The sequence below is a fragment of the Metapseudomonas boanensis genome (assembly GCF_018704125.1).
In the GTDB taxonomy this organism is placed as follows: domain Bacteria; phylum Pseudomonadota; class Gammaproteobacteria; order Pseudomonadales; family Pseudomonadaceae; genus Metapseudomonas; species Metapseudomonas boanensis.
This window is the reverse complement of sequence record NZ_JAGTIS010000015.1, coordinates 16,669-41,023: the sequence shown is the minus strand read 5'-3', so window position 1 is coordinate 41,023 and position 24,355 is coordinate 16,669. Positions and strand designations below refer to the sequence as shown.

Annotated in this window: 23 protein-coding genes, 2 tRNA genes and 1 pseudogene; 22 read left to right on the top strand and 4 right to left on the bottom strand. The window is 59.9% G+C overall.

The window, feature by feature from the left end:
* Positions 1-16: 16 nt before the first annotated feature.
* Positions 17-784 (top strand): FCD domain-containing protein, encoded by a 768-nt coding sequence (locus J7302_RS21600; RefSeq protein WP_215379472.1) that lies wholly within the window; start codon positions 17-19, stop codon positions 782-784.
* A gap of 23 nt (positions 785-807) precedes the next feature.
* Here the strand turns inward: J7302_RS21600 and smpB are convergent, their stop codons facing one another.
* On the bottom strand, positions 808-1,287 hold the full coding sequence (gene smpB / locus J7302_RS21595; protein ID WP_215379470.1) for an SsrA-binding protein SmpB: 480 nt from the start codon (positions 1,285-1,287) through the stop codon (positions 808-810).
* A gap of 154 nt (positions 1,288-1,441) precedes the next feature.
* Between smpB and J7302_RS21590 the strand changes: the two genes are divergently transcribed.
* Complete coding sequence (locus tag J7302_RS21590) at positions 1,442-1,876, top strand: type II toxin-antitoxin system RatA family toxin (RefSeq protein WP_215379468.1); 435 nt, start codon at positions 1,442-1,444, stop codon at positions 1,874-1,876.
* Positions 1,869-2,189: an RnfH family protein gene (locus J7302_RS21585; RefSeq protein ID WP_215379464.1), complete on the top strand. Its 321-nt coding sequence runs from the start codon at positions 1,869-1,871 to the stop codon at positions 2,187-2,189. The genes J7302_RS21590 and J7302_RS21585 overlap by 8 nt, the downstream gene beginning before the upstream one ends.
* Before the next feature lie 55 nt (positions 2,190-2,244).
* Here the strand turns inward: J7302_RS21585 and J7302_RS21580 are convergent, their stop codons facing one another.
* Positions 2,245-2,772 carry an outer membrane protein assembly factor BamE gene (locus tag J7302_RS21580; RefSeq protein WP_215379461.1) on the bottom strand — a complete coding sequence of 176 codons (528 nt, stop codon included), beginning with the start codon at positions 2,770-2,772 and terminating at the stop codon, positions 2,245-2,247.
* 98 nt (positions 2,773-2,870) lie between these two features.
* Here J7302_RS21580 and fur point away from each other — a divergent pair, with 98 nt between their 5' ends.
* A complete protein-coding gene (gene fur / locus J7302_RS21575; protein WP_215379459.1) occupies positions 2,871-3,275 on the top strand; it encodes a ferric iron uptake transcriptional regulator in 405 nt (134 codons plus the stop codon).
* 62 nt (positions 3,276-3,337) lie between these two features.
* Here the strand turns inward: fur and recN are convergent, their stop codons facing one another.
* A complete protein-coding gene (gene recN, locus J7302_RS21570; protein ID WP_215379455.1) occupies positions 3,338-5,011 on the bottom strand; it encodes a DNA repair protein RecN in 1,674 nt (557 codons plus the stop codon).
* A gap of 155 nt (positions 5,012-5,166) precedes the next feature.
* Between recN and grpE the strand changes: the two genes are divergently transcribed.
* The 8 genes from grpE to J7302_RS21530 all read left to right on the top strand — a co-directional run bounded on the left by grpE (position 5,167) and on the right by J7302_RS21530 (position 15,366).
* Positions 5,167-5,736, top strand: a complete 570-nt coding sequence (grpE, locus tag J7302_RS21565) for a nucleotide exchange factor GrpE (protein WP_215379452.1) — start codon at positions 5,167-5,169, stop codon at positions 5,734-5,736.
* Positions 5,737-5,836: 100 nt separating this feature from the next.
* Positions 5,837-7,750, top strand: coding sequence for a molecular chaperone DnaK (gene dnaK / locus J7302_RS21560; RefSeq protein ID WP_215379449.1), 1,914 nt, complete (start codon positions 5,837-5,839; stop codon positions 7,748-7,750).
* A gap of 124 nt (positions 7,751-7,874) precedes the next feature.
* Positions 7,875-9,002: a molecular chaperone DnaJ gene (dnaJ, locus tag J7302_RS21555; RefSeq protein ID WP_215379447.1), complete on the top strand. Its 1,128-nt coding sequence runs from the start codon at positions 7,875-7,877 to the stop codon at positions 9,000-9,002.
* 78 nt (positions 9,003-9,080) lie between these two features.
* Positions 9,081-9,884 carry a 4-hydroxy-tetrahydrodipicolinate reductase gene (gene dapB, locus J7302_RS21550; protein WP_215379445.1) on the top strand — a complete coding sequence of 268 codons (804 nt, stop codon included), beginning with the start codon at positions 9,081-9,083 and terminating at the stop codon, positions 9,882-9,884.
* 184 nt (positions 9,885-10,068) lie between these two features.
* The gene (gene carA, locus J7302_RS21545; RefSeq protein WP_215379443.1) at positions 10,069-11,205 is read left to right on the top strand and encodes a glutamine-hydrolyzing carbamoyl-phosphate synthase small subunit; all 1,137 of its coding nucleotides are present in this window, start codon (positions 10,069-10,071) and stop codon (positions 11,203-11,205) included.
* 39 nt (positions 11,206-11,244) lie between these two features.
* Positions 11,245-14,466, top strand: a complete 3,222-nt coding sequence (gene carB / locus J7302_RS21540) for a carbamoyl-phosphate synthase large subunit (protein WP_215379441.1) — start codon at positions 11,245-11,247, stop codon at positions 14,464-14,466.
* A complete protein-coding gene (gene greA, locus J7302_RS21535; protein WP_215379439.1) occupies positions 14,463-14,939 on the top strand; it encodes a transcription elongation factor GreA in 477 nt (158 codons plus the stop codon). Before carB ends, greA begins: the two co-directional genes overlap by 4 nt.
* Entirely contained in the window at positions 14,917-15,366 is a 450-nt protein-coding gene (locus J7302_RS21530; protein WP_215379436.1) for a DUF4149 domain-containing protein, read from the top strand. The genes greA and J7302_RS21530 overlap by 23 nt, the downstream gene beginning before the upstream one ends.
* A 21-nt stretch (positions 15,367-15,387) precedes the next feature.
* Here the strand turns inward: J7302_RS21530 and J7302_RS21525 are convergent, their stop codons facing one another.
* A complete protein-coding gene (locus tag J7302_RS21525) occupies positions 15,388-15,702 on the bottom strand; it encodes a YhbY family RNA-binding protein (protein WP_215379433.1) in 315 nt (104 codons plus the stop codon).
* A gap of 76 nt (positions 15,703-15,778) precedes the next feature.
* On the opposite strand from J7302_RS21525, the pseudogene J7302_RS21520 reads away from it, so the two are divergent.
* From J7302_RS21520 to nusA, 10 genes and pseudogenes are all read left to right on the top strand, one after another.
* A pseudogene (locus J7302_RS21520) lies at positions 15,779-16,364 on the top strand (RlmE family RNA methyltransferase).
* A gap of 236 nt (positions 16,365-16,600) precedes the next feature.
* Positions 16,601-18,514 (top strand): ATP-dependent zinc metalloprotease FtsH, encoded by a 1,914-nt coding sequence (gene ftsH / locus J7302_RS21515; protein ID WP_215379429.1) that lies wholly within the window; start codon positions 16,601-16,603, stop codon positions 18,512-18,514.
* A gap of 9 nt (positions 18,515-18,523) precedes the next feature.
* Positions 18,524-19,375: a dihydropteroate synthase gene (gene folP / locus J7302_RS21510; protein WP_215379426.1), complete on the top strand. Its 852-nt coding sequence runs from the start codon at positions 18,524-18,526 to the stop codon at positions 19,373-19,375.
* A 19-nt stretch (positions 19,376-19,394) separates the two neighbouring features.
* The gene (gene glmM, locus J7302_RS21505; RefSeq protein ID WP_215379423.1) at positions 19,395-20,732 is read left to right on the top strand and encodes a phosphoglucosamine mutase; all 1,338 of its coding nucleotides are present in this window, start codon (positions 19,395-19,397) and stop codon (positions 20,730-20,732) included.
* Between the two features lie 65 nt (positions 20,733-20,797).
* Positions 20,798-21,553, top strand: a complete 756-nt coding sequence (tpiA, locus tag J7302_RS21500) for a triose-phosphate isomerase (RefSeq protein WP_215379420.1) — start codon at positions 20,798-20,800, stop codon at positions 21,551-21,553.
* A gap of 4 nt (positions 21,554-21,557) precedes the next feature.
* Entirely contained in the window at positions 21,558-21,941 is a 384-nt protein-coding gene (secG, locus tag J7302_RS21495) for a preprotein translocase subunit SecG (RefSeq protein WP_215379416.1), read from the top strand.
* 11 nt (positions 21,942-21,952) lie between these two features.
* Positions 21,953-22,038: transfer RNA gene (locus J7302_RS21490), tRNA-Leu, on the top strand.
* Between the two features lie 101 nt (positions 22,039-22,139).
* A tRNA-Met gene (locus J7302_RS21485) sits at positions 22,140-22,216 on the top strand.
* Positions 22,217-22,346: 130 nt separating this feature from the next.
* On the top strand, positions 22,347-22,805 hold the full coding sequence (rimP, locus tag J7302_RS21480; RefSeq protein ID WP_215379414.1) for a ribosome maturation factor RimP: 459 nt from the start codon (positions 22,347-22,349) through the stop codon (positions 22,803-22,805).
* A gap of 47 nt (positions 22,806-22,852) precedes the next feature.
* Complete coding sequence (gene nusA / locus J7302_RS21475; RefSeq protein WP_215379412.1) at positions 22,853-24,334, top strand: transcription termination factor NusA; 1,482 nt, start codon at positions 22,853-22,855, stop codon at positions 24,332-24,334.
* Positions 24,335-24,355 lie beyond the last annotated feature (21 nt).

Genomic DNA, 24,355 nt, shown 5'->3' with positions numbered 1-24,355 from the left:
AAGGGTGGATGGAGCTATGGGTTTTGGTCAGGTACGGCAGCGCCGTCTGTCGGACGATATCGTCAGCCAGCTGGAGTCGATGATTCTCGAAGGCACCTTGAGGGCGGGAGAGCGTCTTCCGGCTGAACGGGCGCTTGCCGAGCAGTTTGGCGTGTCCCGGCCATCGCTTCGCGAGGCGATCCAGAAGTTGGTAGCCAGAGGGTTGTTGGTCAGTCGGCAGGGCGGTGGCAACTACGTGGCGGCCGAGTTGGGCTCGACCTTCAGTGATCCGTTGCTGCTGCTGCTGGAGAACAACCCGGAGGCCCAGCGCGATCTGCTGGAATTCCGCCATACCCTGGAAGGCTCGTGCGCCTTCTATGCGGCGCAGCGCGCGACGCCGGTGGACCATGAGCGCCTGACCGAAGCCTTCGAGGCGCTGCAGGGGTGCTATGCGCCAGGCAGCAACGCAACTCGCGAGGAGGAGGGGGCGGCGGATGCTCGTTTCCACCTTGCAATAGCCGAGGCGAGCCACAACGCGGTGCTACTGCATACCATCAGAGGCTTGTTCGATCTGCTCAAGCACAACGTGGTAACCAATATTGGCGGCATGTACATGCAGCGCGGTGAAACCCGCGAGATGCTGATGAGCCAGCATCGCGCGCTGTACGAGGCCATCATCGAGAGGCGGGCGATCGAGGCGCGGGAAATCTCACATCAGCACATCCAGTATGTGCAGGAAGTGCTCGAGGAGTCGCAGTTGGAGGCTCAGAGAATGGCCCGGGCGCAGCGCCGTCAGAGGCACTGAGACGGCGGGCGAAGACTCGCCCGTTATTCCTTGCCTTTGCTGCGAATGGCGCGCTGGATCTCGCGGTCGGAATCGCGTTCCCGCTCCGTGGCGCGCTTGTCGAATTCCTTCTTGCCTTTCGCCAGCGCGATCTCGCACTTGATCAGGTGCTTCTTCCAGTACAGCGACAGTGCCACGCAGGCGTAGCCTTTCTGCTGGACTGCACCGAACAGTTTGCCCAGTTCGCGCTTGTGCAAGAGCAGCTTGCGCGTGCGAGTCGGGTCTGCGATCACGTGGGTGCTGGCGGTTTTCAGCGGGGTAATGTGGCTACCGAGCAGCCATGCCTCGCCGTCCTTGAGCAGCACGTAGCTGTCCACCAGTTGCGCCTTGCCAGCGCGCAGACTCTTCACTTCCCAGCCGGCGAGAGCCAGTCCGGCCTCGAACTTCTGTTCGATGGAATAGTCGTGCAGCGCCTTCTTGTTAAGGGCGATGGTGCCTTGGGGGTGTTTCTTTTGCTTAGCCATAGGCGGCGCATTATAGGGAGTCGAAGACGGCGCGGCTACGGTGGCGTAGGCTTGAGCGACGTCGGCGAATCCCTGACAATGCGGATCTTTTTTTGACCAGCCCGTCCCGGCACGTATCCGTGTGGCGAGGCTCGGTATCTGTTTCGAGGCCAAGATGACCACGCATATCCAGCGCTCCGCCCTATTGCCGTTCCCTGCGCAGGCGCTCTACGACTTGGTCAACGATGTTGAGAGCTATCCGGATTTCCTGCCTTGGTGCTCGGCTGCCGTGGTGATGGAGGAGAGTGAGGTGCATATGCTGGCTAGCCTAGAGGTGGCCAAGGGTAGCCTTACTCAGCGCTTCGTGACTCGTAATGCGCTGGTTGCCGGCCAGAGCATCGAGATGAATCTGGCAGAGGGGCCTTTCTCCCAGTTGCACGGTATCTGGCATTTCAAGGCGTTGGGCGACAAGGCATGCAAAATCAGCCTTGACCTGACCTTCGACTACGCCGGTCCTATCGTGAAAGCCACATTAGGTCCGCTGTTCAACCAGGCCGCCAATACCCTCGTCGATGCCTTCTGCCAGCGTGCGAAGCAGTTGTATGGCTGAGTCTTTGATCAAGGTCGAAGTGGTCTACGCGCTGCCTGATCGGCAGCAGTTGCTGTGTGTGCAGGTGGCGCCAGGAACCACCGCCAGGGCTGCGGTGCTGCACTCGCGAATGGGGGCGTATTTTCCGGAATTGGACTTGGCGACTTGCTCGCTGGGCATATTTGGCAAATCCCTGCCCAGGCCCGAGGAGCGAGTGCTGGAGGAGGGGGATCGGGTGGAGATATATCGGCCGCTGGTTGCTGACCCCAAGGAAGTGCGTAAACAACGTGCGGCCAGGGCGGTCCAGGCGCGGCAGGGGTCGCTGGGCGACTGATGCCGCAGGCAAGAAAAAGCCCGGGTCCAGCCCGGGCTTTTTTGTTTGTCGCGTATTACTGGGGCGCGGTTTCCAGCGGCTCCGGCATGGGCACAGGGATCGTTTCGACGCTGTCCACTTCCTTCTGGATTTGTTCTTGCAGTGAACCGGGTTTCGGCGGCTCGTCAGCCTTGGGTTGCTCGGCAGCTTGCGAGGGCTTGACCTCGGTGGTGCCGCTTTCGGTCCCCAGAATGGCTTCGTCGCGGCTCACGCCAGGCATGAAGTCACCGGCCAGGCCGATCAGTTGATCGTTGTTGTCGAACATCAGGCTGACGCGCTCTTGCATGCGCTGGCTTCCGCCTGGCTGCATGCTGTACAGATAATCCCAGCGGTTGGCGTGAAACGTATCGGTAATCAGCGGGTTGCCCATGATAAACCGCACTTGACGTCGGGTCATTCCAGGCTTCAACTGGTCTATCATGTCCTGCGTTACGACGTTGCCCTGCTGGATATCGATCTTGTAGACCCCAGGGAACGAGCAACCGGCGAGTGCGAGCAAGCCTGCGAAGGAGAGGCTGGTCAGCAGGAGCTTGGTGTTTTGCATCGGTGGGAGACTTCCACTATCTTGGCTGGGCATTAAAAGCCCGATCATACCTGCATTAAGGGAAGCTGCGAAAGCCGCATTCCTCGAGAAAGCTGACCATGGTTGAAAACAACGAACTGCGAAAAGTCGGCCTGAAGGTAACCTTGCCTCGGGTCAAAATCCTGCAGATGCTCGACTCTGCCGAGCAGCGCCACATGAGCGCCGAGGATGTCTACAAGGCGCTTATGGAGGCTGGCGAAGATGTGGGATTGGCCACCGTTTACCGGGTCTTGACCCAGTTCGAAGCGGCCGGTCTGGTGGTTCGCCACAACTTCGATGGTGGTCATGCCGTGTTCGAGTTGGCCGATAGCGGCCATCACGATCATATGGTCTGCGTGGACACCGGCGAGGTTATCGAGTTTTTCGATCCTGAGATCGAAAAACGCCAGAAGGAGATCGTCAAGGAGCGCGGCTTCGAGTTGGTCGACCACAATCTGGTGTTGTACGTGCGCAAGAAGAAATAATTCTTGCTGCGTGATGAGAAAGGCGGCCCTGGGGTCGCCTTTTTTGTTTCCCTGGGGCCGTTTCAGCCCTTCGCGCTGGTGACCATCTTCCTGGCGTGTGCCAGGGATTCGTCGGTCAGGTCGAGGCCGCCGAGCATGCGCGCGATTTCCTCGATGCGCGGAGCCTCGCCCAGCTTGGTCACTGCCGTCCGGGTTTCCTGGCTGCGGCGATCCTTGTGTACGAAAAGGTGGTGGTGCCCTTGGGCGGCAACCTGTGGTAGGTGGGTCACGGTCAGCACCTGGCCACGCTCGCCAAGGCGGCGCAGTAGCTGGCCGACCACTTCTGCGGTAGGGCCGCCGATGCCGACGTCGACTTCGTCGAACACCAGGGTTGGGACTCGCGAGGTTTGTGCGGTGATGACCTGAATCGCCAGGCTGATACGTGACAGTTCGCCACCTGAGGCGACCTTGGCCAACGTCTTTAGTGGGTGGCCGGGGTTGGCGCTGACGAGAAACTCCACTTGCTCCAGGCCGAAGTGCTGCGGCTCGTCGGTTTGGCTGGCGCGTAACTGGATGCTGAAGCGTCCGCCGGGCATTCCCAGGCGTTGCATCTCCGCCTCGACCGCGCTTGCGAGGTGGTCCGCTGCCCGGGCGCGCAGGTTGCTGAGCTCGCTGGCTTTCTCCTGATAGTGACGGGTATAGGCAGTCAGCTCCTCGGCGAGGCGCTCGGCGGCTTCGTCGTCGGCGTTGAGCGTTTCCAGCTCTTCCAGAAGGCTCTGCTGAAGATTAGCGAGGTCGCTCGGCTGGACCCTGTGTTTGCGCGCCAGGGTGTAGATCGTGTCTAGACGTTCTTCCAGCTGTTGTTGGCGCTCCGGGTCGGCATCGAAGTGGTCTAGGAATCGATTGAGCTCGCCCATGGCCTCCTCCACCTGAATCTGTGCGCTGGACAGTAATGTGACGGCTTCGCCAAGGGCCGTCGGTTGCGTCGGGAAGGCGGTCAGCCGGTTGAGGCTGGAGGTCAGTGCGCTTAGCACGTTGCCGGCGTCGCTTTCACTGCAGAGCTCGACCACTTGCCGGCAAGCCGCCAGCAGGCTTTCTGCATTCGCCAGGTTCTTGTGCTCGATTTCAAGCTGCTCGAGTTCGTTCTCGCCCAATGCGAGGCTTTCCAGTTCGTCGAGCTGGTAGCTCAGCAGTTGGTGGCGGGAGCGGTGTTCATCGCTCGATCGGGATATCCGTTCAAGTTCATGGCGGGTCTGCCGCCAGCGCTGCGCAGCCAGCTGGACTTGGCGGGCGAGTTCGCTGGCGCCTGCGTATTCGTCGAGCAGTCGACGGTGCGTATCGGTCTTCAGGAGTGACTGGTGTTCGTGCTGGCTGTGAATGTCGATCAGCAGCTCGCCGAGGGCCCTGAGGTCGCTTTGTGGGCAGGGGCTGCCGTTGATGTAGGCGCGAGAGCGGCCTTCTGCCGTGATCACTCGGCGAAGAATGCAGGGGCCTTCATTTTCCAGGTCGCGTTCGGCCAGCCAGGCGCGGGCCTCAGGGATATCGCCAATGTCGAAGCTGGCCAGGATATCCGCCTTGTCCGCGCCGGGTCGGACCACGCTGTTCTCGGCGCGGTCGCCGAGCGTCAGGCCAAGTGCGTCGAGCATGATCGACTTGCCGGCACCGGTTTCACCGGTGATCACCGACATGCCGCCTTCGAGCTCCAGGTCCAGATGCTCGACGATGGCGTAGTTGTGAATAGACAGGTGTACCAGCATGGTGCGACTCCCGCGCTGTGATGGCTGTCTATTTATACAGTGTTTGTTTTCTGGCTGACAATTACCCCTGGCCCTTGAACCGACAAATTGCGACCCCATATAGGCCGGCAGAACGGCGGGTTATTCCCGCAGCCGTCTTTTATGAGGAGGAACACATGGCCGACGAACAGACCCTGGATACCCAGACCCCGGAAGCGAATCCCACTGCCGAGGCCGCGTCGGGCGACGATCTGGCTGCTCGCGTGCAGGTGCTGGAAGAGCAACTGGCCGCAGCCCAGGATCAGTCGCTGCGTGTCGCCGCTGAGTTGCAAAACATTCGTCGCCGTGCCGAGCAGGACGTGGAAAAGGCGCACAAGTTCGCCCTCGAAAAGTTCGCCAACGACCTGCTGCCTGTAGTCGACAGCCTGGAGCGCGGCTTGGAGCTGACCAGTGCTGATGACGAGTCGATCAGGCCGGTGCGTGAAGGTATGGAGCTGACGCTCAAGCTGTTCCACGACACCCTCAAGCGTTACCAGTTGGAGCCGGTCGACCCCCATGGCGCCCCGTTCAATCCGGAGCACCACCAGGCCATGGCGATGGAAGAGAGCACTCATGCCGAGCCGGGCAGCGTGCTCAAGGTGTTCCAGAAGGGGTATTTGCTCCACGGTCGCCTGCTGCGCCCCGCCATGGTGGTGGTGAGCAAGGCGCCCACGCAAACCCCGCCCTCGATCGATGAGAAGGCTTGAAATCCTGGCTCGGGGCCCCATCTGTTAGATCAAGCGTTTATTTGCTGGCGCGGCTGGTTTGGTAGGCCGCGACGAATTCAAAAGTTTCGGGAGAGAGAATATGGGCAAAATTATCGGTATCGACCTGGGGACCACCAACTCCTGTGTGGCCATCCTGGAAAACGGTAGCGTCAAGGTCATCGAGAACGCCGAGGGCGCGCGCACCACGCCATCCATCATCGCCTACACCAACGATGGTGAGACCCTGGTGGGCCAGTCCGCCAAGCGCCAGGCTGTGACCAACCCGCACAATACTCTGTACGCAGTGAAGCGCCTGATCGGTCGTCGCTTCGAAGAAGACGTCGTGCAGAAAGACATCAAAATGGTCCCTTACAAGATCGCCAAGGCCGACAACGGTGACGCCTGGGTCGAGGTGAAGGGCCAGAAGATGGCGCCGCCGCAAATCTCCGCGGAAGTGCTGAAGAAGATGAAGAAAACCGCCGAAGACTACCTCGGCGAGCCGGTGACTGAAGCGGTGATCACCGTTCCGGCATACTTCAACGACAGCCAGCGCCAGGCTACCAAGGACGCAGGCCGCATTGCCGGTCTGGACGTCAAGCGCATCATCAACGAGCCGACTGCGGCCGCACTGGCCTATGGCATGGACAAGGCCAAGGGCGACCATACCGTGATCGTCTATGACCTGGGTGGCGGTACCTTTGATGTGTCGGTGATCGAGATCGCCGAAGTCGACGGCGAGCACCAGTTCGAAGTGCTGGCCACCAACGGTGACACCTTCCTGGGTGGTGAGGACTTCGATATTCGTCTGATCGACTACCTCGTCGACGAATTCAAGAAAGAATCCGGCATGGATCTCAAGGGCGACCCGCTGGCCATGCAGCGCCTGAAAGAGGCTGCCGAGAAGGCCAAGATCGAGCTGTCCTCCGCCCAACAGACCGACGTCAACCTGCCGTATATCACTGCAGACCAGACCGGTCCGAAGCACCTGAACGTCAAGATTTCTCGTGCCAAGCTGGAAGCGCTGGTGGAGGATCTGGTCGCGCGCACTATCGAGCCGTGCCGCATTGCGCTGAAAGATGCCGGCCTGGACGTGTCCGACATCCAGGAAGTGATCCTGGTTGGTGGTCAGACTCGTATGCCGCTGGTGCAGAAGCAGGTCGCCGACTTCTTCGGAAAAGAGCCGCGCAAGGATGTGAACCCGGACGAAGCTGTCGCCATCGGCGCTGCCATTCAGGGTGCCGTACTGGCCGGTGACGTGAAAGACGTGCTGCTGCTCGATGTGTCCCCGCTGACCCTGGGTATCGAAACTCTGGGTGGCGTGATGACTGCGCTGATCGAAAAGAACACCACCATCCCGACCAAGAAGTCCCAGGTGTTCTCGACCGCTGACGACAACCAGTCTGCGGTGACCATTCATGTGCTGCAGGGCGAGCGCAAGCAAGCCGCGCAGAACAAGTCCCTGGGCAAGTTCGACCTGGCCGAGATTCCGCCGGCTCCGCGTGGCGTGCCGCAGATCGAAGTGACCTTCGATATCGACGCCAACGGCATTTTGCACGTGTCCGCCAAGGACAAGGCCACTGGCAAGCAGCAGTCCATCGTGATCAAGGCTAACTCAGGCCTGTCCGAGGAAGAGATCCAGCAAATGGTGCGCGATGCCGAGGCCAACGCCGAGGAAGATCGCAAGTTCGAAGAGCTGGCTGCTGCGCGCAACCAGGGCGATGCGCTGGTTCATGCGACCCGCAAGATGGTTTCCGAGGCTGGCGACAAGGCCACTGCCGACGAGAAAGCGGCCATTGAGAAAGCGGTGGGCGAACTGGAAGTGGCCGTGAAGGGTGACGACAAGGCTGAGATCGAGGCCAAGATGAACGCGTTGTCCCAGGCTTCTACCCCGCTGGCGCAGAAGATGTATGCCGAGCAGGGCCAGCAGCCGGGCGAGCAGGCTCCGGGTGCCAGCGAAAAGGCGGGTGACGATGCGGTCGACGCCGAGTTCGAAGAGGTCAAGGAAAACAAGTAAGTGTCACGCTTGCTTCCGCACCAGTGTGCGGGGTTGATCGCCCCGCACGCCTGAACCGCCACGCGGGAGCTTGCTCCCGCGTTGACGTGTCTGGAGGGGGCGAAATTTAGAGTGCAGGAAACCTATGGCTAAACGTGACTTTTACGAAATCCTCGGTGTAGAGCGCGGTGCGAGCGAGGCCGAGCTGAAGAAGGCGTATCGGCGCCTGGCAATGAAGCATCACCCGGACCGTAACCCGGATGACAAGGCCGCCGAAGAGAAATTCAAGGAGGCCAACGAGGCCTACGAAGTGCTGTCCGACGCCAGCAAGCGTGCAGCGTACGACCAGTATGGCCATGCGGGCGTCGATCCGCAGATGGGGGCTGGCGCGGGTGCTGGATTCGGTGGTGCGAGCTTCTCCGATATCTTCGGTGATGTGTTCAGCGACTTCTTTGGTGGTCAGCGCGGTGGCCAGCGCGGCGGTCCGCAGCGTGGCAGCGACCTTCGCTACACGCTGGAGCTGGATCTGGAAGAGGCGGTACGCGGCACGACCGTAACCATTCGCGTACCGACCTTGGTCAACTGCAAGACTTGCGAAGGTTCAGGGGCGAAGAAGGGCACCAGTCCAGTGACCTGTACCACTTGCGGTGGTATCGGGCAGGTGCGTATGCAGCAGGGCTTCTTCTCTGTGCAGCAGACCTGCCCGCGTTGCCATGGCAGCGGCAAGATGATCGCTGACCCATGCGGCAGCTGCCATGGTCAGGGGCGCGTCGAGGAGCACAAGACGCTGTCGGTAAAGGTTCCGTCCGGCGTTGACACAGGCGATCGCATTCGGCTTTCGGGCGAAGGCGAGGCGGGCGCCCACGGCGGCCCGGCGGGTGACCTCTACGTAGTGGTCAATGTGCGTGAGCACCCGATTTTCCAGCGCGACGGCAAGCATCTTTACTGCGAGGTTCCGATCAGCTTCGCTGATGCGGCGCTGGGGGGTGAGCTTGAAGTGCCGACCCTGGATGGCCGAGTGAAACTGAAGATTCCTGAGGCGACCCAGACCGGCAAGCTGTTCCGTCTGCGTGGCAAGGGCGTGGCGCCGGTGCGTGGTGGTGGCGCTGGCGACCTGATGTGCCGCGTTGTGGTCGAGACGCCAGTGAACCTCGACAAGCGTCAGCGTGAGCTGCTCGACGAGTTTCGCAAGACGCTCCAGAGCGATGGTTCCCACTCGCCCAGGGCCAGTAACTGGTTCGAAGGCATGAAGCGCTTTTTCGGCGATCTCTAAATAGCCGGGCAGAGGCGGGAGGTCGGAAACACGGCTTCCGGCTTCCGGCCTCGAGCTTCCAGCTTGGAGCTTTCTTCTATGCGACGTATTGCAGTAATGGGCGCCGCCGGGCGCATGGGCAAGAACCTGATCGAGGCGGTGCAGCAGGCGCAGGGCGCTGGCTTGACTGCGGCAGTCGATCGCCCTGACAGCAGCTTGGTAGGGGCTGATGCCGGTGAGTTGGCAGCCCTGGGGCGCATTGGTGTTCCGCTGTCTGGTGATTTGGCCAAGGTTGTCGACGAATTCGACGTGCTGATCGACTTCACTCACCCATCGGTGACCCTGAAGAACCTCGAAATTTGCCGTCAGGCCGGCAAGGCAATGGTCATTGGCACCACTGGCTTCTCTGCTGAGGAAAAGGCCCTGTTGGCTGCTGCGGCGAAGGACATTCCGATCGTCTTCGCTGCCAACTTCAGTGTCGGCGTGAACCTGTGTCTCAAACTGTTGGATACGGCTGCGCGCGTGTTGGGTGACGATGTCGATATCGAGATCATCGAGGCGCATCACCGGCATAAGGTCGATGCGCCGTCCGGTACCGCTCTGCGCATGGGTGAAGTAGTGGCTGAAGCGCTGGGGCGTGATCTCGCCAAGGTCGCTGTTTATGGGCGCGAAGGACAGACAGGTGCGCGGGCTCGTGAAACCATTGGTTTCGCCACTGTGCGTGCAGGTGACGTGGTGGGCGATCACACCGTCTTGTTTGCAGCCGATGGTGAGCGTGTTGAAATTACGCACAAGGCATCCAGCAGGATGACCTTCGCCAAAGGGGCTGTCCGCGCGGCCTTGTGGCTGGATGGCCAGTCGGCGGGCCTGTACGACATGCAGGACGTGCTTGGGCTTCGCTGAGTCGCTGAATTGGGGGTGTCATTCGGGTGGACCAAAATGACGCATTCCTGTAAACTGCAGCTTTAGTGTGTCCACTAAAAGTTACGCAGAATGGCTCAGATAAAAAAGCGGGGTGACGGTATCAACGTCATCCCGCTTTTTTACAACCTGCGTTTGCTTCAGCCTTGATCTACGGGAGGTCTTCTTGACTAAGCCAGCCATACTCGCGCTTGCCGACGGCAGCATTTTTCGCGGCGAAGCCATTGGGGCCGATGGCCATACCATCGGCGAGGTAGTGTTCAACACTGCCATGACCGGCTATCAGGAAATCCTTACCGATCCTTCCTATGCCCAGCAAATCGTTACCCTGACTTACCCACATATCGGCAACACCGGGACTACCCCGGAGGATGCCGAGTCCAACCGTGTGTGGGCTGCGGGCCTGATCATTCGTGATCTGCCACTGCTGGCCAGCAGTTGGCGAGACAAGCAGTCGCTGCCGGATTACCTGAAAGCCAACAATACGGTCGCCATCGCCGGCATCGACACCCGTCGCCTTACCCGCATCCTGCGTGAAAAGGGCTCGCAGAACGGTTGCATCCTTGCGGGCGCGGACGCCACCGAGGAGAAAGCACTGGAGCTGGCTCGCAGCTTCCCGGGCCTCAAAGGCATGGACTTGGCCAAGGTGGTCTCCTGTGAAGAGCGCTATGAGTGGCGCTCCAGCGTTTGGAACCTTGCGACCGACAGCCACCCGGAGATCGCTGCAAGCGACCTGCCTTACCATGTCGTGGCCTATGACTTCGGCGTGAAGCTGAACATCCTGCGCATGCTGGTCGCCCGTGGTTGCCGCTTGACCGTGGTGCCGGCCCAGACTCCGGCCAGCGAAGTGCTGGCACTGAACCCGGACGGCATCTTCCTCTCCAATGGCCCTGGCGACCCCGAGCCTTGCGACTATGCCATCCAGGCTATCCGCGAGTTCCTCGAGACCGACATCCCGGTATTCGGCATCTGCCTCGGCCACCAGCTGCTGGCCCTGGCCTCCGGCGCAAAGACCCTGAAAATGGGGCACGGCCACCACGGTGCCAACCACCCGGTGCAGGACCTCGATTCCGGTGTGGTGATGATCACCAGCCAGAACCACGGTTTCGCTGTGGAAGAGTCCACTCTGCCGGGCAATCTGCGCGCCACCCACAAGTCGTTGTTCGACGGCACCCTGCAGGGTATCGAGCGCACCGACAAGGAGGCCTTCAGCTTCCAGGGTCACCCAGAAGCCAGCCCCGGTCCGCACGACGTGGCTCCGCTGTTCGATCGCTTCATCGAAGCCATGGCCAAGCGCCGCTAAGCAAGCCTGCCGACTGACCAAAGGATTCGAGTAACAAACATGCCAAAACGTACAGATATCAAAAGTATCCTGATCCTCGGCGCCGGCCCGATCGTCATCGGCCAGGCCTGCGAGTTCGACTACTCCGGCGCCCAGGCCTGCAAGGCGCTGAAGGAAGAGGGTTTTCGTGTCATCCTGGTGAACTCCAACCCGGCCACCATCATGACCGACCCGGCCATGGCTGATGCGACCTATATCGAGCCGATCAAATGGGCCACTGTGGCCAAGATCATCGAGAAAGAACGTCCTGACGCCCTGCTGCCCACCATGGGTGGCCAGACCGCGCTGAACTGCGCCCTGGACCTGGAGCGCCACGGCGTCCTGGAAAAGTTCGGCGTCGAGATGATCGGCGCCAATGCCGACACCATCGACAAAGCCGAAGACCGCTCCCGTTTCGACAAGGCCATGAAATCCATTGGCCTGGCATGCCCGCGCTCCGGCATTGCACACAGCATGGAAGAAGCCTACGGCGTTCTGGAAAAGGTCGGCTTTCCCTGCATCATCCGTCCGAGCTTCACCATGGGCGGTACCGGCGGCGGCATCGCCTACAACCGTGAAGAGTTCGAAGAAATCTGTGCTCGTGGTCTGGACCTGTCCCCGACCAACGAGTTGCTGATCGACGAATCGCTGATCGGCTGGAAGGAATATGAGATGGAGGTTGTCCGCGACAAGAAGGACAACTGCATCATCGTCTGCTCCATCGAGAACTTCGACCCGATGGGCGTGCACACCGGTGACTCGATCACCGTTGCCCCGGCGCAGACCCTGACTGACAAGGAATACCAGATCATGCGCAACGCCTCCTTGGCGGTGCTGCGTGAAATCGGCGTCGAGACCGGCGGCTCAAACGTGCAGTTCGGTATCTGCCCGAACACCGGGCGTATGGTCGTGATCGAGATGAACCCGCGAGTATCGCGTTCCTCGGCCCTGGCCTCCAAGGCGACCGGTTTCCCGATCGCCAAGATCGCCGCCAAGCTGGCCGTCGGCTACACCCTGGACGAGTTGCAGAACGACATCACCGGCGGCCGCACCCCGGCGTCCTTCGAGCCGGCCATCGACTACGTGGTGACCAAGGTTCCGCGCTTCGCCTTCGAGAAGTTCCCCAAGGCTGACGCTCGTCTGACCACTCAGATGAAGTCCGTGGGCGAAGTGATGGCTATTGGCCGTACCTTCCAGGAGTCGGTGCAGAAAGCCCTGCGCGGCCTGGAGGTGGGCGTTGCAGGCTTCGATCCGAAGCTGGACCTGAATGATCCTGAAGCTGAAAGCATCCTCAAGCGTGAGCTGACGGTACCGGGCGCCGAGCGCATCTGGTACGTCGCCGACGCCTTCCGTGCCGGCAAGTCGATCGAGGAAATTTTCGACCTGACCCGCATCGACGAGTGGTTCCTGGTGCAGATCGAGGACCTGATCAAGGACGAGGAGCGGATCAAGACCCTCGGCCTGTCCGGCATCGACGCCGACCTGATGCGCAAGCTCAAGCGCAAGGGCTTTTCCGATGCGCGCCTGGCCAAGTTGCTCGGCGTAACCGAAAAGAACCTGCGCAGCCATCGCCACAAGCTCAAGGTGCTGCCGGTCTACAAGCGCGTCGACACCTGCGCAGCCGAGTTCGCCACCGACACTGCCTACATGTACTCGACCTACGAGGAAGAGTGCGAGGCCAATCCGTCGACTCGCGAGAAGATCATGATCCTCGGTGGCGGCCCCAACCGTATCGGCCAGGGCATCGAGTTCGACTACTGCTGCGTGCATGCTGCGCTGGCGATGCGCGAAGACGGCTACGAGACCATCATGGTCAACTGCAACCCGGAAACCGTCTCCACCGACTATGACACCTCCGACCGCCTCTACTTCGAGCCGGTGACCCTGGAGGATGTGTTGGAGATCGTTCGCGTCGAGCAGCCCAAGGGCGTGATCGTACAGTACGGCGGCCAGACTCCGCTGAAGCTTTGCCGCGCCCTGGAAGAGGCAGGCGTGCCGATCATCGGAACCAGCCCGGACGCCATCGACCGTGCTGAGGACCGTGAGCGCTTCCAGCAGATGGTGCAGCGCCTCAACCTGCGTCAGCCGGCCAACGCTACTGCACGGAGCGAGGACGAAGCATTGGCTCACTCCAAGACCATCGGCTATCCGCTGGTGGTGCGTCCGTCCTACGTTCTGGGCGGTCGTGCGATGGAGATCGTCTACCAGGAAGAAGAGCTCAAGCGCTACATGCGCGAGGCTGTAAAGGTTTCCAACGACAGCCCGGTGCTTCTCGACCACTTCCTCAATTGCGCAATCGAGGTGGACATTGATGCTGTGTGTGACGGTGAGCAAGTGGTGATTGGCGCCATCATGCAGCACATCGAGCAGGCCGGTGTGCACTCCGGTGACTCCGCATGCTCGCTGCCGCCGTACTCGCTGCCCAATCACATCCAGGACGAGATTCGCGACCAGGTCAAGAAGATGGCCCTGGAACTCGGCGTCGTCGGTCTGATGAACGTGCAGATGGCGGTGCAGGGCGAAGACATTTACGTCATCGAGGTGAACCCGCGAGCCTCCCGTACCGTGCCTTTCGTCTCCAAGTGCATCGGCGAGTCGCTGGCCAAGGTGGCTGCGCGTGTCATGGCTGGCAAGAGCCTGGCTGAACTGAACTTCACCCGGGAGATCATCCCGCCGTTCTTCAGCGTCAAGGAAGCTGTGTTCCCGTTCAACAAGTTCCCGGGTGTCGACCCGATCCTTGGCCCGGAGATGAAGTCCACCGGCGAGGTGATGGGCGTGGGCGACAGCTTCGGGGAGGCTTTTGCCAAGGCCCAACTGGGGGCGAGCGAGATCCTGCCGAACTCGGGTTGCGCCTTCATCAGCGTGCGCGATGATGACAAGCCGTTTGCCGCCAAGGTCGCCCGTGACTTGGTCGAGCTGGGCTTCGAAGTCGTTGCTACCGCAGGGACCGCGCGCATCATCGAGGCTGCTGGGCTGCCGGTGCGCCGTGTGAACAAGGTGACCGAGGGTCGTCCTCATGTCGTAGACATGATCAAGAACGACGAAGTGACCTTGATCATCAACACCACCGAGGGGCGTCAGTCTATTGCTGACTCCTACTCGATCCGTCGTAACGCCCTGCAGCACAAGATCTGCATCACCACCACCATTGCTGGTGGCGAGGCGATCTGTGAGGCGCTCAAATTCGGTCCTGAGAAGACCGTGCGCCGCTTGCAGGATCTCCATGCAGGAATCAAGGCATGACCAAGTTCCCGATGACCGTCCAGGGCGCTCGCGCCCTGGAAGAAGAGTTGAAGCACCTGAAGACCGTGTTGCGTCCGCAGATCACCCAGGCAATCGCCGAGGCGCGTGAGTTGGGCGACCTGAAGGAAAACGCTGAGTACCATGCCGCCCGTGAGCAGCAGGGCATGGTCGAGGCACGTATCCGTGATATCGAAGGGCGTTTGCAGAATGCCCAGGTGATTGACGTCGCTTCCTTGCCGCGCACTGGCAAGGTGATCTTCGGAGTGACCGTGGATATCGCCAACGTCGATACCGACGAAGCCGTGACCTACCAGATCGTTGGTGACGACGAGGCGGATATCAAGCAAGGCAAGTTGTCGGTCAGTTCGCCAATCGCTCGGGCCCTCGTGGGCAAGGAGGAGGGCGACGTGGTGACCGTCAAAACTCCTAGCGGTATCGTCGAGTACGAGATTGTCGAAGTCCGCCACGTCTGATCGGAGACTGCTCAGCAGGGCGGGCGTGATGGCATGGCAGCTGGCCCAGGCATTCTGGGTCGGTGGCCTGTGGTTGCTGCACTTCGTTGTATTGCCGGCGCTGGACCGGATTGGTCTGGCGCCGCTCCTCGTTGAGATGGTGGCGGGGAGTTTGCGTCCGTTGTTGGTTGCTTTTGCAGGATTCTGCACGCTGGTTCAGGCATTGCTGCTGATTCAGGCGGTGGGGGCTACGAGCCTCTGGCGGGACCTGCGCGGCCAGCTGCTCTTGGTGGCAATCGCGCTTTCCGCGGTTTTCCTGCTGACGCGCTTATGGGCGCCGACCGCGCTGTTCTGGTTGAACTTCAGCTATCTGCTGTTGGCTTTGTGTGGATTGATATTGGTTGTGCAGGCGGCCCCTTCGAGGGCTGCAAGTGGCCGGGCGCGCTGAGCGCGCGCCCTCATTACGGCCTTAAAGACCGCTGAAACGGCTGATGTTGGACAGGTTGCGGTTAGGCTTGGGGTTCCTGCGGTAGACGACGGCCATCTTGCCGATGATCTGCACCAGCTCGCAGTTGCCGGCCGAGCAAAGTTCCTCGATCAGCGCCCGACGATCATCGCGCTCGGTGATGCGGAACTGCACCTTGATCAATTCGTGATCGTTCAGTGCGCGTTCGAGCTCGGCGAGCACGCCTTCGGTCAAACCATTCTCGGCCACCGTCAATACCGGTTTCAGGTGATGGCCGATAGATTTGTATTGCTTCTTGTGCTCTGGTGAGAGCGCCATAATCAGACCCCTGCGAAAAAAGGCTGCTAGTTTACCCGAGTGCCTCCGGGGCGCACAGCCGAACACGAGGTATCCCGTGGTCCGTTCCAAGACTAGCCAACGTTGGCTGAAAGAACATTTCGATGACTCTTACGTCAAGATGGGGCAAAAGGACGGTTATCGTTCGCGTGCAAGTTACAAGTTGCTCGAGCTTCAGGAGAGGGACCGCATCCTTCGGTCTGGCTTGGCTGTGGTCGACCTCAGTGCCGCGCCGGGAGGGTGGTCTCAGGTCGCCAGCCGGGTGTTCGGTGACCGTGGTCGATTGATCGCTTCCGACATCCTGGAGATGGGCAGCATCCCTGACGTGACCTTCATTCAGGGCGACTTCGTCGACGATGCCGTGTTCGCGCAGATTCTCGAGTCCATCGGCGAACACCCGGTAGACCTTGTGATTTCTGATATGGCCCCCAATATGAGTGGGGTGAGGGCTGCCGATCAGTCTCGATCCATGTACTTGTGTGAACTGGCTCTGGATCTCGCGGGGCGTGCGCCACGGGCGGGTGGGGGATTTTCTGATCAAGATATTCCAAGGCGAAGGCTTCGACGTCTACCACAAGCAAGTGTGTGAAATGTTCGACAAGGTGCAGATGTGCAAGCCGCTTTCGTCGCGTGATCGCTCCTAGGAGCAATACATGCTCGCGCGAGGCTTTCGCGGGGAATAGACTGCAGCGGATGCTTGGTTCGTCGGTCCTACGCCAGGATTCGTCGCTACCGGGAGGCCAGAGGCCTCATAAAGGGTTACAGACGGCGCCTGCCAGGGGCAGGGGTTGTGTAGTAAGTTAGGCCGGTTATTCACCAGCCGTCATGCGGGGTTCGTGCCAGGACGGTACTCGCTCCAGAGGGTAGCTAATTGAACGATATGGCAAAAAATCTCATCCTATGGTTGATCATCGCCGCTGTGCTTGTCACGGTGATGAACAACTTCTCCAGCCCGAGCGAGCCGCAGACGCTGAACTATTCCGAATTCATCGAGCAGGTGAAGGAAGGCAAGGTCGAGCGGGTGACCGTCGATGGCTTCGTCATTACCGGGAAGCGCAATGACGGCGAACCGTTCAAGACCGTTCGTCCCGCCATTCAGGATGGTGGCCTCATTGGGGACCTGATTGACAACAACGTTGTCATCGAGGGCAAGCAGCCGGAGCAGCAGAGCATCTGGACACAGTTGCTGGTGGCCAGCTTCCCGATCCTGGTGATCATTGCTGTCTTCATGTTCTTCATGCGCCAGATGCAGGGTGGCGGCGGCGGTCGTGGAGGTCCTATGAGCTTCGGCAAGAGCAAGGCCCGACTGCTCTCGGAAGATCAGGTCAAGACTACCTTTGCCGATGTTGCGGGTTGCGACGAGGCCAAGGAAGAGGTCAGTGAGCTGGTCGAATTCCTGCGTGATCCGGGCAAGTTCCAACGTTTGGGTGGCCGCATCCCTCGTGGCGTGCTGATGGTCGGCCCGCCCGGTACCGGTAAGACCCTGCTGGCCAAAGCCATTGCTGGCGAGGCCAAGGTACCGTTCTTCACCATTTCCGGTTCCGACTTCGTCGAGATGTTCGTAGGGGTCGGTGCGTCCCGCGTACGAGACATGTTCGACCAGGCCAAGAAGCATGCTCCCTGCATCATCTTCATCGACGAGATCGATGCGGTTGGCCGTCATCGCGGTGCCGGCCTGGGTGGCGGTCACGATGAGCGTGAGCAGACCCTCAACCAGTTGCTGGTCGAAATGGATGGTTTCGAGATGAATGACGGCATCATCGTCATCGCTGCGACCAACCGTCCGGATGTGCTCGACCCCGCGCTGCTGCGTCCTGGCCGCTTCGACCGTCAGGTCGTGGTGGGGCTGCCGGATATCCGTGGTCGTGAGCAGATCCTCAAGGTGCACATGCGCAAAGTACCGATGGGGGACGATGTCGATCCTGGGGTCATTGCACGTGGTACGCCGGGCTTCTCCGGTGCCGACTTGGCCAACCTGGTGAACGAGGCCTCGTTGTTCGCGGCGCGCGTCAATAAGCGCCTGGTCGAGATGAAGGAGTTCGAGTTGGCCAAGGACAAGATCATGATGGGCGCAGAGCGCAAATCGATGGTCATGTCCGAGAAAGAGAAGCTCAACACCGCCTACCACGAGGCAGGGCACGCTATCGTTGGCCGCCTGGTACCGGAGCATGATCCGGTCTACAAGGTGTCGATCATTCCGCGTGGCCGTGCTCTTGGCGTTACCATGTTCCTTCCTGAGGAGGACCGTTACAGCCTTTCCAAGCGTGCCCTGATCAGCCAGATCTGCTCGCTGTTCGGTGGTCGAATCGCCGAGGAGATGACCCTGGGCTTCGATGGTGTTACCACGGGTGCCTCCAACGACATCATGCGTGCAACCCAGATTGCCCGGAATATGGTGACCAAGTGGGGGCTGTCCGAAAAGCTTGGCCCACTGATGTACGCCGAGGAGGAGGGCGAGGTGTTTCTGGGGCGCAGTGCTGGTTCGCAGCATGCCAATGTGTCCGGTGAAACGGCGAAGATGATTGACCAGGAGGTTCGTCGTATCATCGATGACTGCTACACCACCGCCAAGAGCCTGCTCGCGGAGAACCGTGACAAGCTGGACGCGATGGCTGAAGCCTTGATGAAGTACGAAACCATCGACTCCGAACAGATCGATGACATCATGGCGGGTCGTACTGCGCGCCAACCCAAGGACTGGGAAGGTGGATCGGGAGCTTCCGGTACGCCGGCACCGCGTGAAGAGGCCAAGCGTCCCGAAACCCCGATTGGCGGGCCGGCAGGCGAGCATTAAGGCCTTTAAATGAAGTCACTGCAGTACCCGACCCGGTTGCCTTGCGGCAGCCGGGTTATTGATTTGGCCCGGCCGCAGGTAATGGGCATCCTCAATGTCACTCCTGACTCATTCTCCGATGGCGGTCGCTTCAGCGCGCGGGACTCCGCGTTGCGCCATGTCGAGGAGATGGTGCTGGCCGGCGCAACCCTGATCGATGTCGGCGGAGAGTCGACTCGTCCAGGGGCCAGGTCCGTATCACCAACCGAGGAGTTGGAGCGGGTCGCTCCTGTTGTCGAGGCAATAGCCAAAGAGCTGGATGTTGTGATCTCGCTGGATACGTCCACGCCCGCTGTGATGCGGGAGGGGGCTCGTCTTGGTGCGGGTATGATCAATGACGTGCGCGCATTGCGTCGCGATGGCGCGCTGGACGCCGCAGCGGAAACCGGATTGCCCGTTTGCCTGATGCATATGCTTGGGGAGCCAGGGAATATGCAGGAAAATCCCCATTACGAAGATGTTGTGTGCGAGGTGCGGGATTTTCTTGTCGAGCGTATGTCAGCATGCGCGGCTGCCGGCATTCCCGCTGAGCGAATCGTACTTGATCCGGGGTTCGGCTTTGCAAAGACACTGGCGCACAACCTGAGCTTGTTCAAGCACCTTGAGGAGCTGCACTCGCTCGGGCGTCCTCTGTTGGTTGGCGTTTCGCGTAAAAGCATGATCGGCCAGGCCTTGGGGCGCGAGGTCGATCAACGACTGTATGGAAGCATTGCCCTTGCCGCGCTCGCGGTGGCCAAGGGTGCCTGCATTCTTCGCGTGCACGACGTCGCCGAGACGGTCGACGCGGTACGCATGATCGCTGCAGTAATGGCGGCGGAATAAGAAAAGACGGAGCATTTTCATGAGCAGAAAGTATTTTGGCACCGACGGTATTCGTGGGCATGTTGGTCAATTCCCGATTACTCCGGACTTCATGCTCAAGCTCGGCTGGGCAGCCGGCATGGCGTTTCGCAAGCAGGGCAAGTGTCGCATCCTGATCGGTAAGGACACGCGTATTTCCGGGTACATGTTCGAATCGGCCCTGGAGGCGGGTCTGTCGGCAGCCGGCGCCGATGTCATGTTGCTCGGGCCGATGCCTACCCCGGCGATTGCCTATCTGACTCGCACCTTCCTAGCCGATGCCGGCATCGTGATCAGTGCTTCTCATAACCCGCACGAAGACAACGGCATCAAGTTCTTTTCCGGAAAGGGAACCAAACTCTCGGATGAGCTGGAGCTGATGATCGAATCGCTCCTGGATCAGCCCATGGAGGTTGTGAGCTCGGAGCAATTGGGCAAGGTTTCGCGTATCAACGACGCGGCAGGGCGATACATCGAGTTCTGCAAGAGCAGCGTCCCCATGAGTACCGATTTCGGTGGCCTGAAACTGGTCATCGACTGTGCTCATGGTGCTACCTACAAGGTTGCCCCTAGCGTCTTTCGTGAACTCGGAGCGCATGTGACTGTGCTGGCCGCTCAGCCGAATGGACTGAACATCAATGAAAACTGCGGCTCGACGCATATGGCGAGCCTGCAGGAGGCAGTGGTGGCTCAGAAGGCGGACTTGGGGATCGCATTTGATGGTGACGGTGACCGAGTGCTGATGGTCGATCACGCGGGGGCAGTGGTCGATGGTGACGAGTTGCTGTTCCTGATTGCCCGCGATCTGCTTCGTCGCGGCAAGTTGCAGGGTGGTGTGGTCGGCACGCTGATGAGTAACCTGGGTCTTGAATTGGCATTGAAAGAACTGGATATCCCCTTCGTTCGCGCCAAGGTCGGTGACCGCTACGTAATGAGTGAGTTGCAGACTCGCGACTGGGCAATTGGTGGCGAGAACTCCGGCCACATCGTGTGCGGTCATCTCACTACCACGGGAGATGCCATTATTTCTGCGCTGCAAGTGCTACTGGCGCTGCAGCGAGGCGGGGAGAGTCTGGCGCAGGCCCGGCAGGCCATGCGCATGTGTCCGCAGGTCCTGGTAAATGTCCGTTTTGCTGGTGGTCAGGACCCGGTCGAGCATCCGGCAGTCAAGGAGGCCTGTGAGCAAGTTACCCAGCGCATGGGTGGCAAGGGGCGAGTGCTGTTGCGCAAGTCCGGTACTGAGCCATTGGTGCGGGTAATGGTCGAAGGTGAGGACGAGACGCAGGTTCGTTCTTATGCCGAGGAGCTCGCTAAAGTGGTTAAAGAGGTATGTGCTTGATTTGGCTTGCTTGTTTGAAAAGTCTTGGGTAACATCTGCGCCCACTTTGATCGACGAGGTTAAGCATGCGCCGCCCTCTGGTAGCCGGTAACTGGAAAATGCACGGTACCCGCGCCAGCGTCGCAGAGCTGATCAAGGGCTTGCGCCAATTGGTGCTGCCGGCTGGTGTTGAAGTCGCGGTAATGCCGCCCTGTCTGTTCATTGATCAGGTTGTTCAAGGCCTGGATGGCAAGTCGATTGCCATTGGTGCGCAGAATTGTGCGGTAGAGCCGGCTCAGGGAGCCCTGACCGGTGAAGTTGCGGCAAGTCAGTTGGCAGACGTTGGGTGCAGTCTTGTGCTTGTTGGTCACTCGGAGCGTCGTCAGGTTCTTGGTGAGAGCGATGAGGTTGTGAGTCGCAAGTTTGCAGCGGCTCAGTCGTGTGGTCTGGTTCCGGTGCTCTGTGTCGGTGAGACTCTGGCGGAGCGCGAAGCTGGCAAGACGCTTGAGGTTGTTGGGCGTCAGCTGGGTAGTGTGATTGAAGAGCTTGGAGTGGGCGCGTTCTCGCAGGCGGTGGTGGCTTATGAGCCTGTATGGGCGATAGGCACTGGTCTGACGGCTGAACCGGCGCAGGCGCAAGAGGTTCATGCTGCCATTCGTGCGCAGTTGGCGGCGGAGAGTGCAGAGATCGCTCGTGGTGTGCGGATTTTGTATGGCGGCAGTGTGAAGGCGGCCAGCGCGGCTGACCTGTTCGGCATGCCGGATATTGATGGGGGGCTCGTTGGTGGTGCCTCCCTGAATGCGGATGAGTTCGGCGCGATTTGTCGTGCCGCAGGAAGCTGACGAGATGCTGGAAACTGTCGTTATTGTTGTGCACTTGCTGGTTGCTTTGGGTGTTGTTGGCCTGGTGCTGATCCAGCAGGGTAAGGGTGCAGATGCTGGTGCTTCTTTTGGTGCTGGCGCTTCGGGGACTGTTTTCGGAAGCCAAGGTTCTGCTACCTTTTTGAGTCGAGTTACTGGTATACTCGCCGCGGTTTTTTTCATAACCAGTCTGGGCTTAGCGTTCTTCGCTAAAGAAAAGGCTGATGCGCTGAGCAACGTTGGTCTGCCGGATCCGGCAGTTCTCGAGGTTCAGCCAAGCAAGCCGGCGGCAAGTGATGTGCCGGTGCTCGAAGAGCAAAAGCCGGCAGGTGGTGCGGCGGAAGTGCCTCAGGCTCCAGAGCAGAAGTAAGGCAAGTTTTTGCCGAGGTGGTGGAATTGGTAGACACGCTACCTTGAGGTGGTAGTGGCCATAGGCTGTAGGGGTTCGAGTCCCCTCCTCGGTACCATATACAAGAGCGCCCGCAGTGATGCGGGCTTTCTTTCTAGTTAGCGGGATGTGCGGTTGACCGCCTTAGGTCGTGGCCGTATAATCTCGCACCAGCTTTGACGCGGGGTGGAGCAGTCTGGTAGCTCGTCGGGCTCATAACCCGAAGGTCGTTGGTTCAAATCCAGCCCCCGCAACCAGTAGTCGCTAAGCCCCTTTTTAGGGGCTTTTTGCTAGCTGGACAGTCGACCCCGGTCTTCGATCAGGGAGTTTAGTAGGGATGGGCGTTTCGCCCATTTTTTATTTGCACAGCATGCGAGAGGCAATCAGGTGTCGAGCAAGCTAGAACAGTTGCAGGCCTTGTTGGCCCCGGTAGTCGAAGCGCTCGGATATCAGTGCTGGGGTATCGAGTTCCTGTCCCAAGGTCGGCATTCATTGCTGCGGATCTACATCGATCACGAGAACGGCATCCTTGTCGAAGATTGCGAAAAGGTCAGCCGTCAGATTAGCGGCGTTCTCGACGTCGAGGACCCGATCAGCAGTGAGTACACCCTCGAAGTTTCTTCGCCCGGCATGGATCGTCCGCTGTTTACAATTGAGCAGTTTGCGGCCCACGCCGGTGAGTTGGTGAAGATCAAACTGCGCTCCCCCTATGAGGGGCGACGCAATTTTCAGGGCCTCCTCCGCGGGGTGGAGGATCAGGATGTGGTGGTTCTTGTGGACGATCACGAATACCTGTTGCCGATCGACTCGATCGATAAGGCCAACATCATTCCCCGTTTTGACTGAGACGCGGATCCCGCGGGTCCAATGGATTGCGAAAGGCGAGGCGTACGATGAGCAAAGAAGTACTGCTGGTTGTTGAGTCGGTGTCCAACGAAAAGGGCGTACCGGCTGGCGTAATTTTCGAGGCGTTGGAGCTTGCCCTGGCCACCGCCACAAAGAAGCGTTACGAAGATGAAGTCGACCTGCGTGTGGCGATTAATCGTCAAAGTGGCAACTACGACACATTCCGTCGCTGGACTGTCGTCGATGAGGCAGAGCTGGAGAATCCGGCGGCTGAGTTGACCGCCGAGCAGGCCCAGGAGAAAGAGCCTGGTGCCAAGATCGGTGAAGTGGTTGAGGAAAAGATCGATTCCATCGAGTTCGGCCGCATTGCCGCACAGACTGCTAAGCAAGTCATCGTGCAAAAGGTCCGCGAGGCCGAGCGCGCTCAGGTGGTTGAAGCCTACCGTGAAAAGCTGGGCGACATCATCTCCGGTACCGTGAAGAAGGTTACCCGCGACAACGTGATCGTCGACCTGGGCAACAATGCCGAGGCACTGTTGGCCCGCGAGGACATCATTCCGCGCGAAACTTTTCGGGTTGGCGCCCGTGTGCGTGCATTGCTCAAAGAAATCCGCACCGAAAACCGTGGCCCTCAGCTGATCCTTTCCCGCACTGCTCCGCAGATGCTGATCGAGCTGTTCCGCATCGAAGTGCCGGAAATCGCTGAAGAACTGATTGAAGTAATGGCCGCTTCCCGTGATCCGGGCTCGCGCGCCAAGATTGCCGTGCGCTCCAAGGACAAGCGTATCGACCCCCAAGGCGCGTGCATCGGTATGCGTGGTTCCCGTGTACAGGCCGTTTCCGGTGAGCTGGGTGGTGAGCGCGTTGATATCGTGCTTTGGGATGACAACCCCGCACAGTTCGTGATCAACGCCATGGCTCCGGCCGAAGTGGTTGCGATCATTGTCGACGAAGATGCCCACGCGATGGACATCGCCGTCGCCGAAGACAATCTGGCCCAGGCTATCGGTCGCGGTGGCCAGAATGTTCGTCTCGCCAGCCAGCTGACCGGCTGGACCCTTAACGTAATGACCGAAGCAGATATCCAGGCCAAACAACAGGCCGAAACCGGCGACATCATGCGCGCCTTCGTCGACGAGTTGGAAGTCGACGAGGAATTGGCGCAGGTACTGGTCGAGGAAGGTTTCACCAGCCTGGAAGAGATTGCCTACGTTCCGATGGAAGAGATGCTCAGCATCGACGGTTTTGACGAGGACATCGTCAACGAGCTTCGTGCTCGTGCCAAGGACCGCTTGCTGACCAAGGCGATCGCGACTGAAGAAAAGCTGGCGGATGCCCAGCCGGCCGAAGACCTGCTTTCCCTGGAAGGCATGGACAACGACCTGGCTGTAGAACTCGCCGTACGAGGCGTAATTAACCGCGAAGATCTGGCCGAGCAGTCGATCGACGATCTGCTCGACATCGACGGCATGGATGAAGAGCGTGCCGGCAAGCTGATCATGGCCGCCCGAGCCCATTGGTTCGAGTGAGTTTCGCGGCCTGAGGAGAGA

Coding starts and splice junctions, on each gene's coding strand:
- folP (WP_215379426.1), top strand. CDS start 18,524: ATGAAGTCACTGCAGTACCCGACCCGGTTGCCTTGCGGCAGCCGGGTT.
- smpB (WP_215379470.1), bottom strand. CDS start 1,287: ATGGCTAAGCAAAAGAAACACCCCCAAGGCACCATCGCCCTTAACAAG.
- dnaJ (WP_215379447.1), top strand. CDS start 7,875: ATGGCTAAACGTGACTTTTACGAAATCCTCGGTGTAGAGCGCGGTGCG.
- nusA (WP_215379412.1), top strand. CDS start 22,853: ATGAGCAAAGAAGTACTGCTGGTTGTTGAGTCGGTGTCCAACGAAAAG.
- dnaK (WP_215379449.1), top strand. CDS start 5,837: ATGGGCAAAATTATCGGTATCGACCTGGGGACCACCAACTCCTGTGTG.
- J7302_RS21590 (WP_215379468.1), top strand. CDS start 1,442: ATGACCACGCATATCCAGCGCTCCGCCCTATTGCCGTTCCCTGCGCAG.
- J7302_RS21600 (WP_215379472.1), top strand. CDS start 17: ATGGGTTTTGGTCAGGTACGGCAGCGCCGTCTGTCGGACGATATCGTC.
- ftsH (WP_215379429.1), top strand. CDS start 16,601: ATGGCAAAAAATCTCATCCTATGGTTGATCATCGCCGCTGTGCTTGTC.
- grpE (WP_215379452.1), top strand. CDS start 5,167: ATGGCCGACGAACAGACCCTGGATACCCAGACCCCGGAAGCGAATCCC.
- greA (WP_215379439.1), top strand. CDS start 14,463: ATGACCAAGTTCCCGATGACCGTCCAGGGCGCTCGCGCCCTGGAAGAA.
- J7302_RS21585 (WP_215379464.1), top strand. CDS start 1,869: ATGGCTGAGTCTTTGATCAAGGTCGAAGTGGTCTACGCGCTGCCTGAT.
- carB (WP_215379441.1), top strand. CDS start 11,245: ATGCCAAAACGTACAGATATCAAAAGTATCCTGATCCTCGGCGCCGGC.
- dapB (WP_215379445.1), top strand. CDS start 9,081: ATGCGACGTATTGCAGTAATGGGCGCCGCCGGGCGCATGGGCAAGAAC.
- J7302_RS21525 (WP_215379433.1), bottom strand. CDS start 15,702: ATGGCGCTCTCACCAGAGCACAAGAAGCAATACAAATCTATCGGCCAT.
- recN (WP_215379455.1), bottom strand. CDS start 5,011: ATGCTGGTACACCTGTCTATTCACAACTACGCCATCGTCGAGCATCTG.
- tpiA (WP_215379420.1), top strand. CDS start 20,798: ATGCGCCGCCCTCTGGTAGCCGGTAACTGGAAAATGCACGGTACCCGC.
- fur (WP_215379459.1), top strand. CDS start 2,871: ATGGTTGAAAACAACGAACTGCGAAAAGTCGGCCTGAAGGTAACCTTG.
- glmM (WP_215379423.1), top strand. CDS start 19,395: ATGAGCAGAAAGTATTTTGGCACCGACGGTATTCGTGGGCATGTTGGT.
- secG (WP_215379416.1), top strand. CDS start 21,558: ATGCTGGAAACTGTCGTTATTGTTGTGCACTTGCTGGTTGCTTTGGGT.
- J7302_RS21580 (WP_215379461.1), bottom strand. CDS start 2,772: ATGCAAAACACCAAGCTCCTGCTGACCAGCCTCTCCTTCGCAGGCTTG.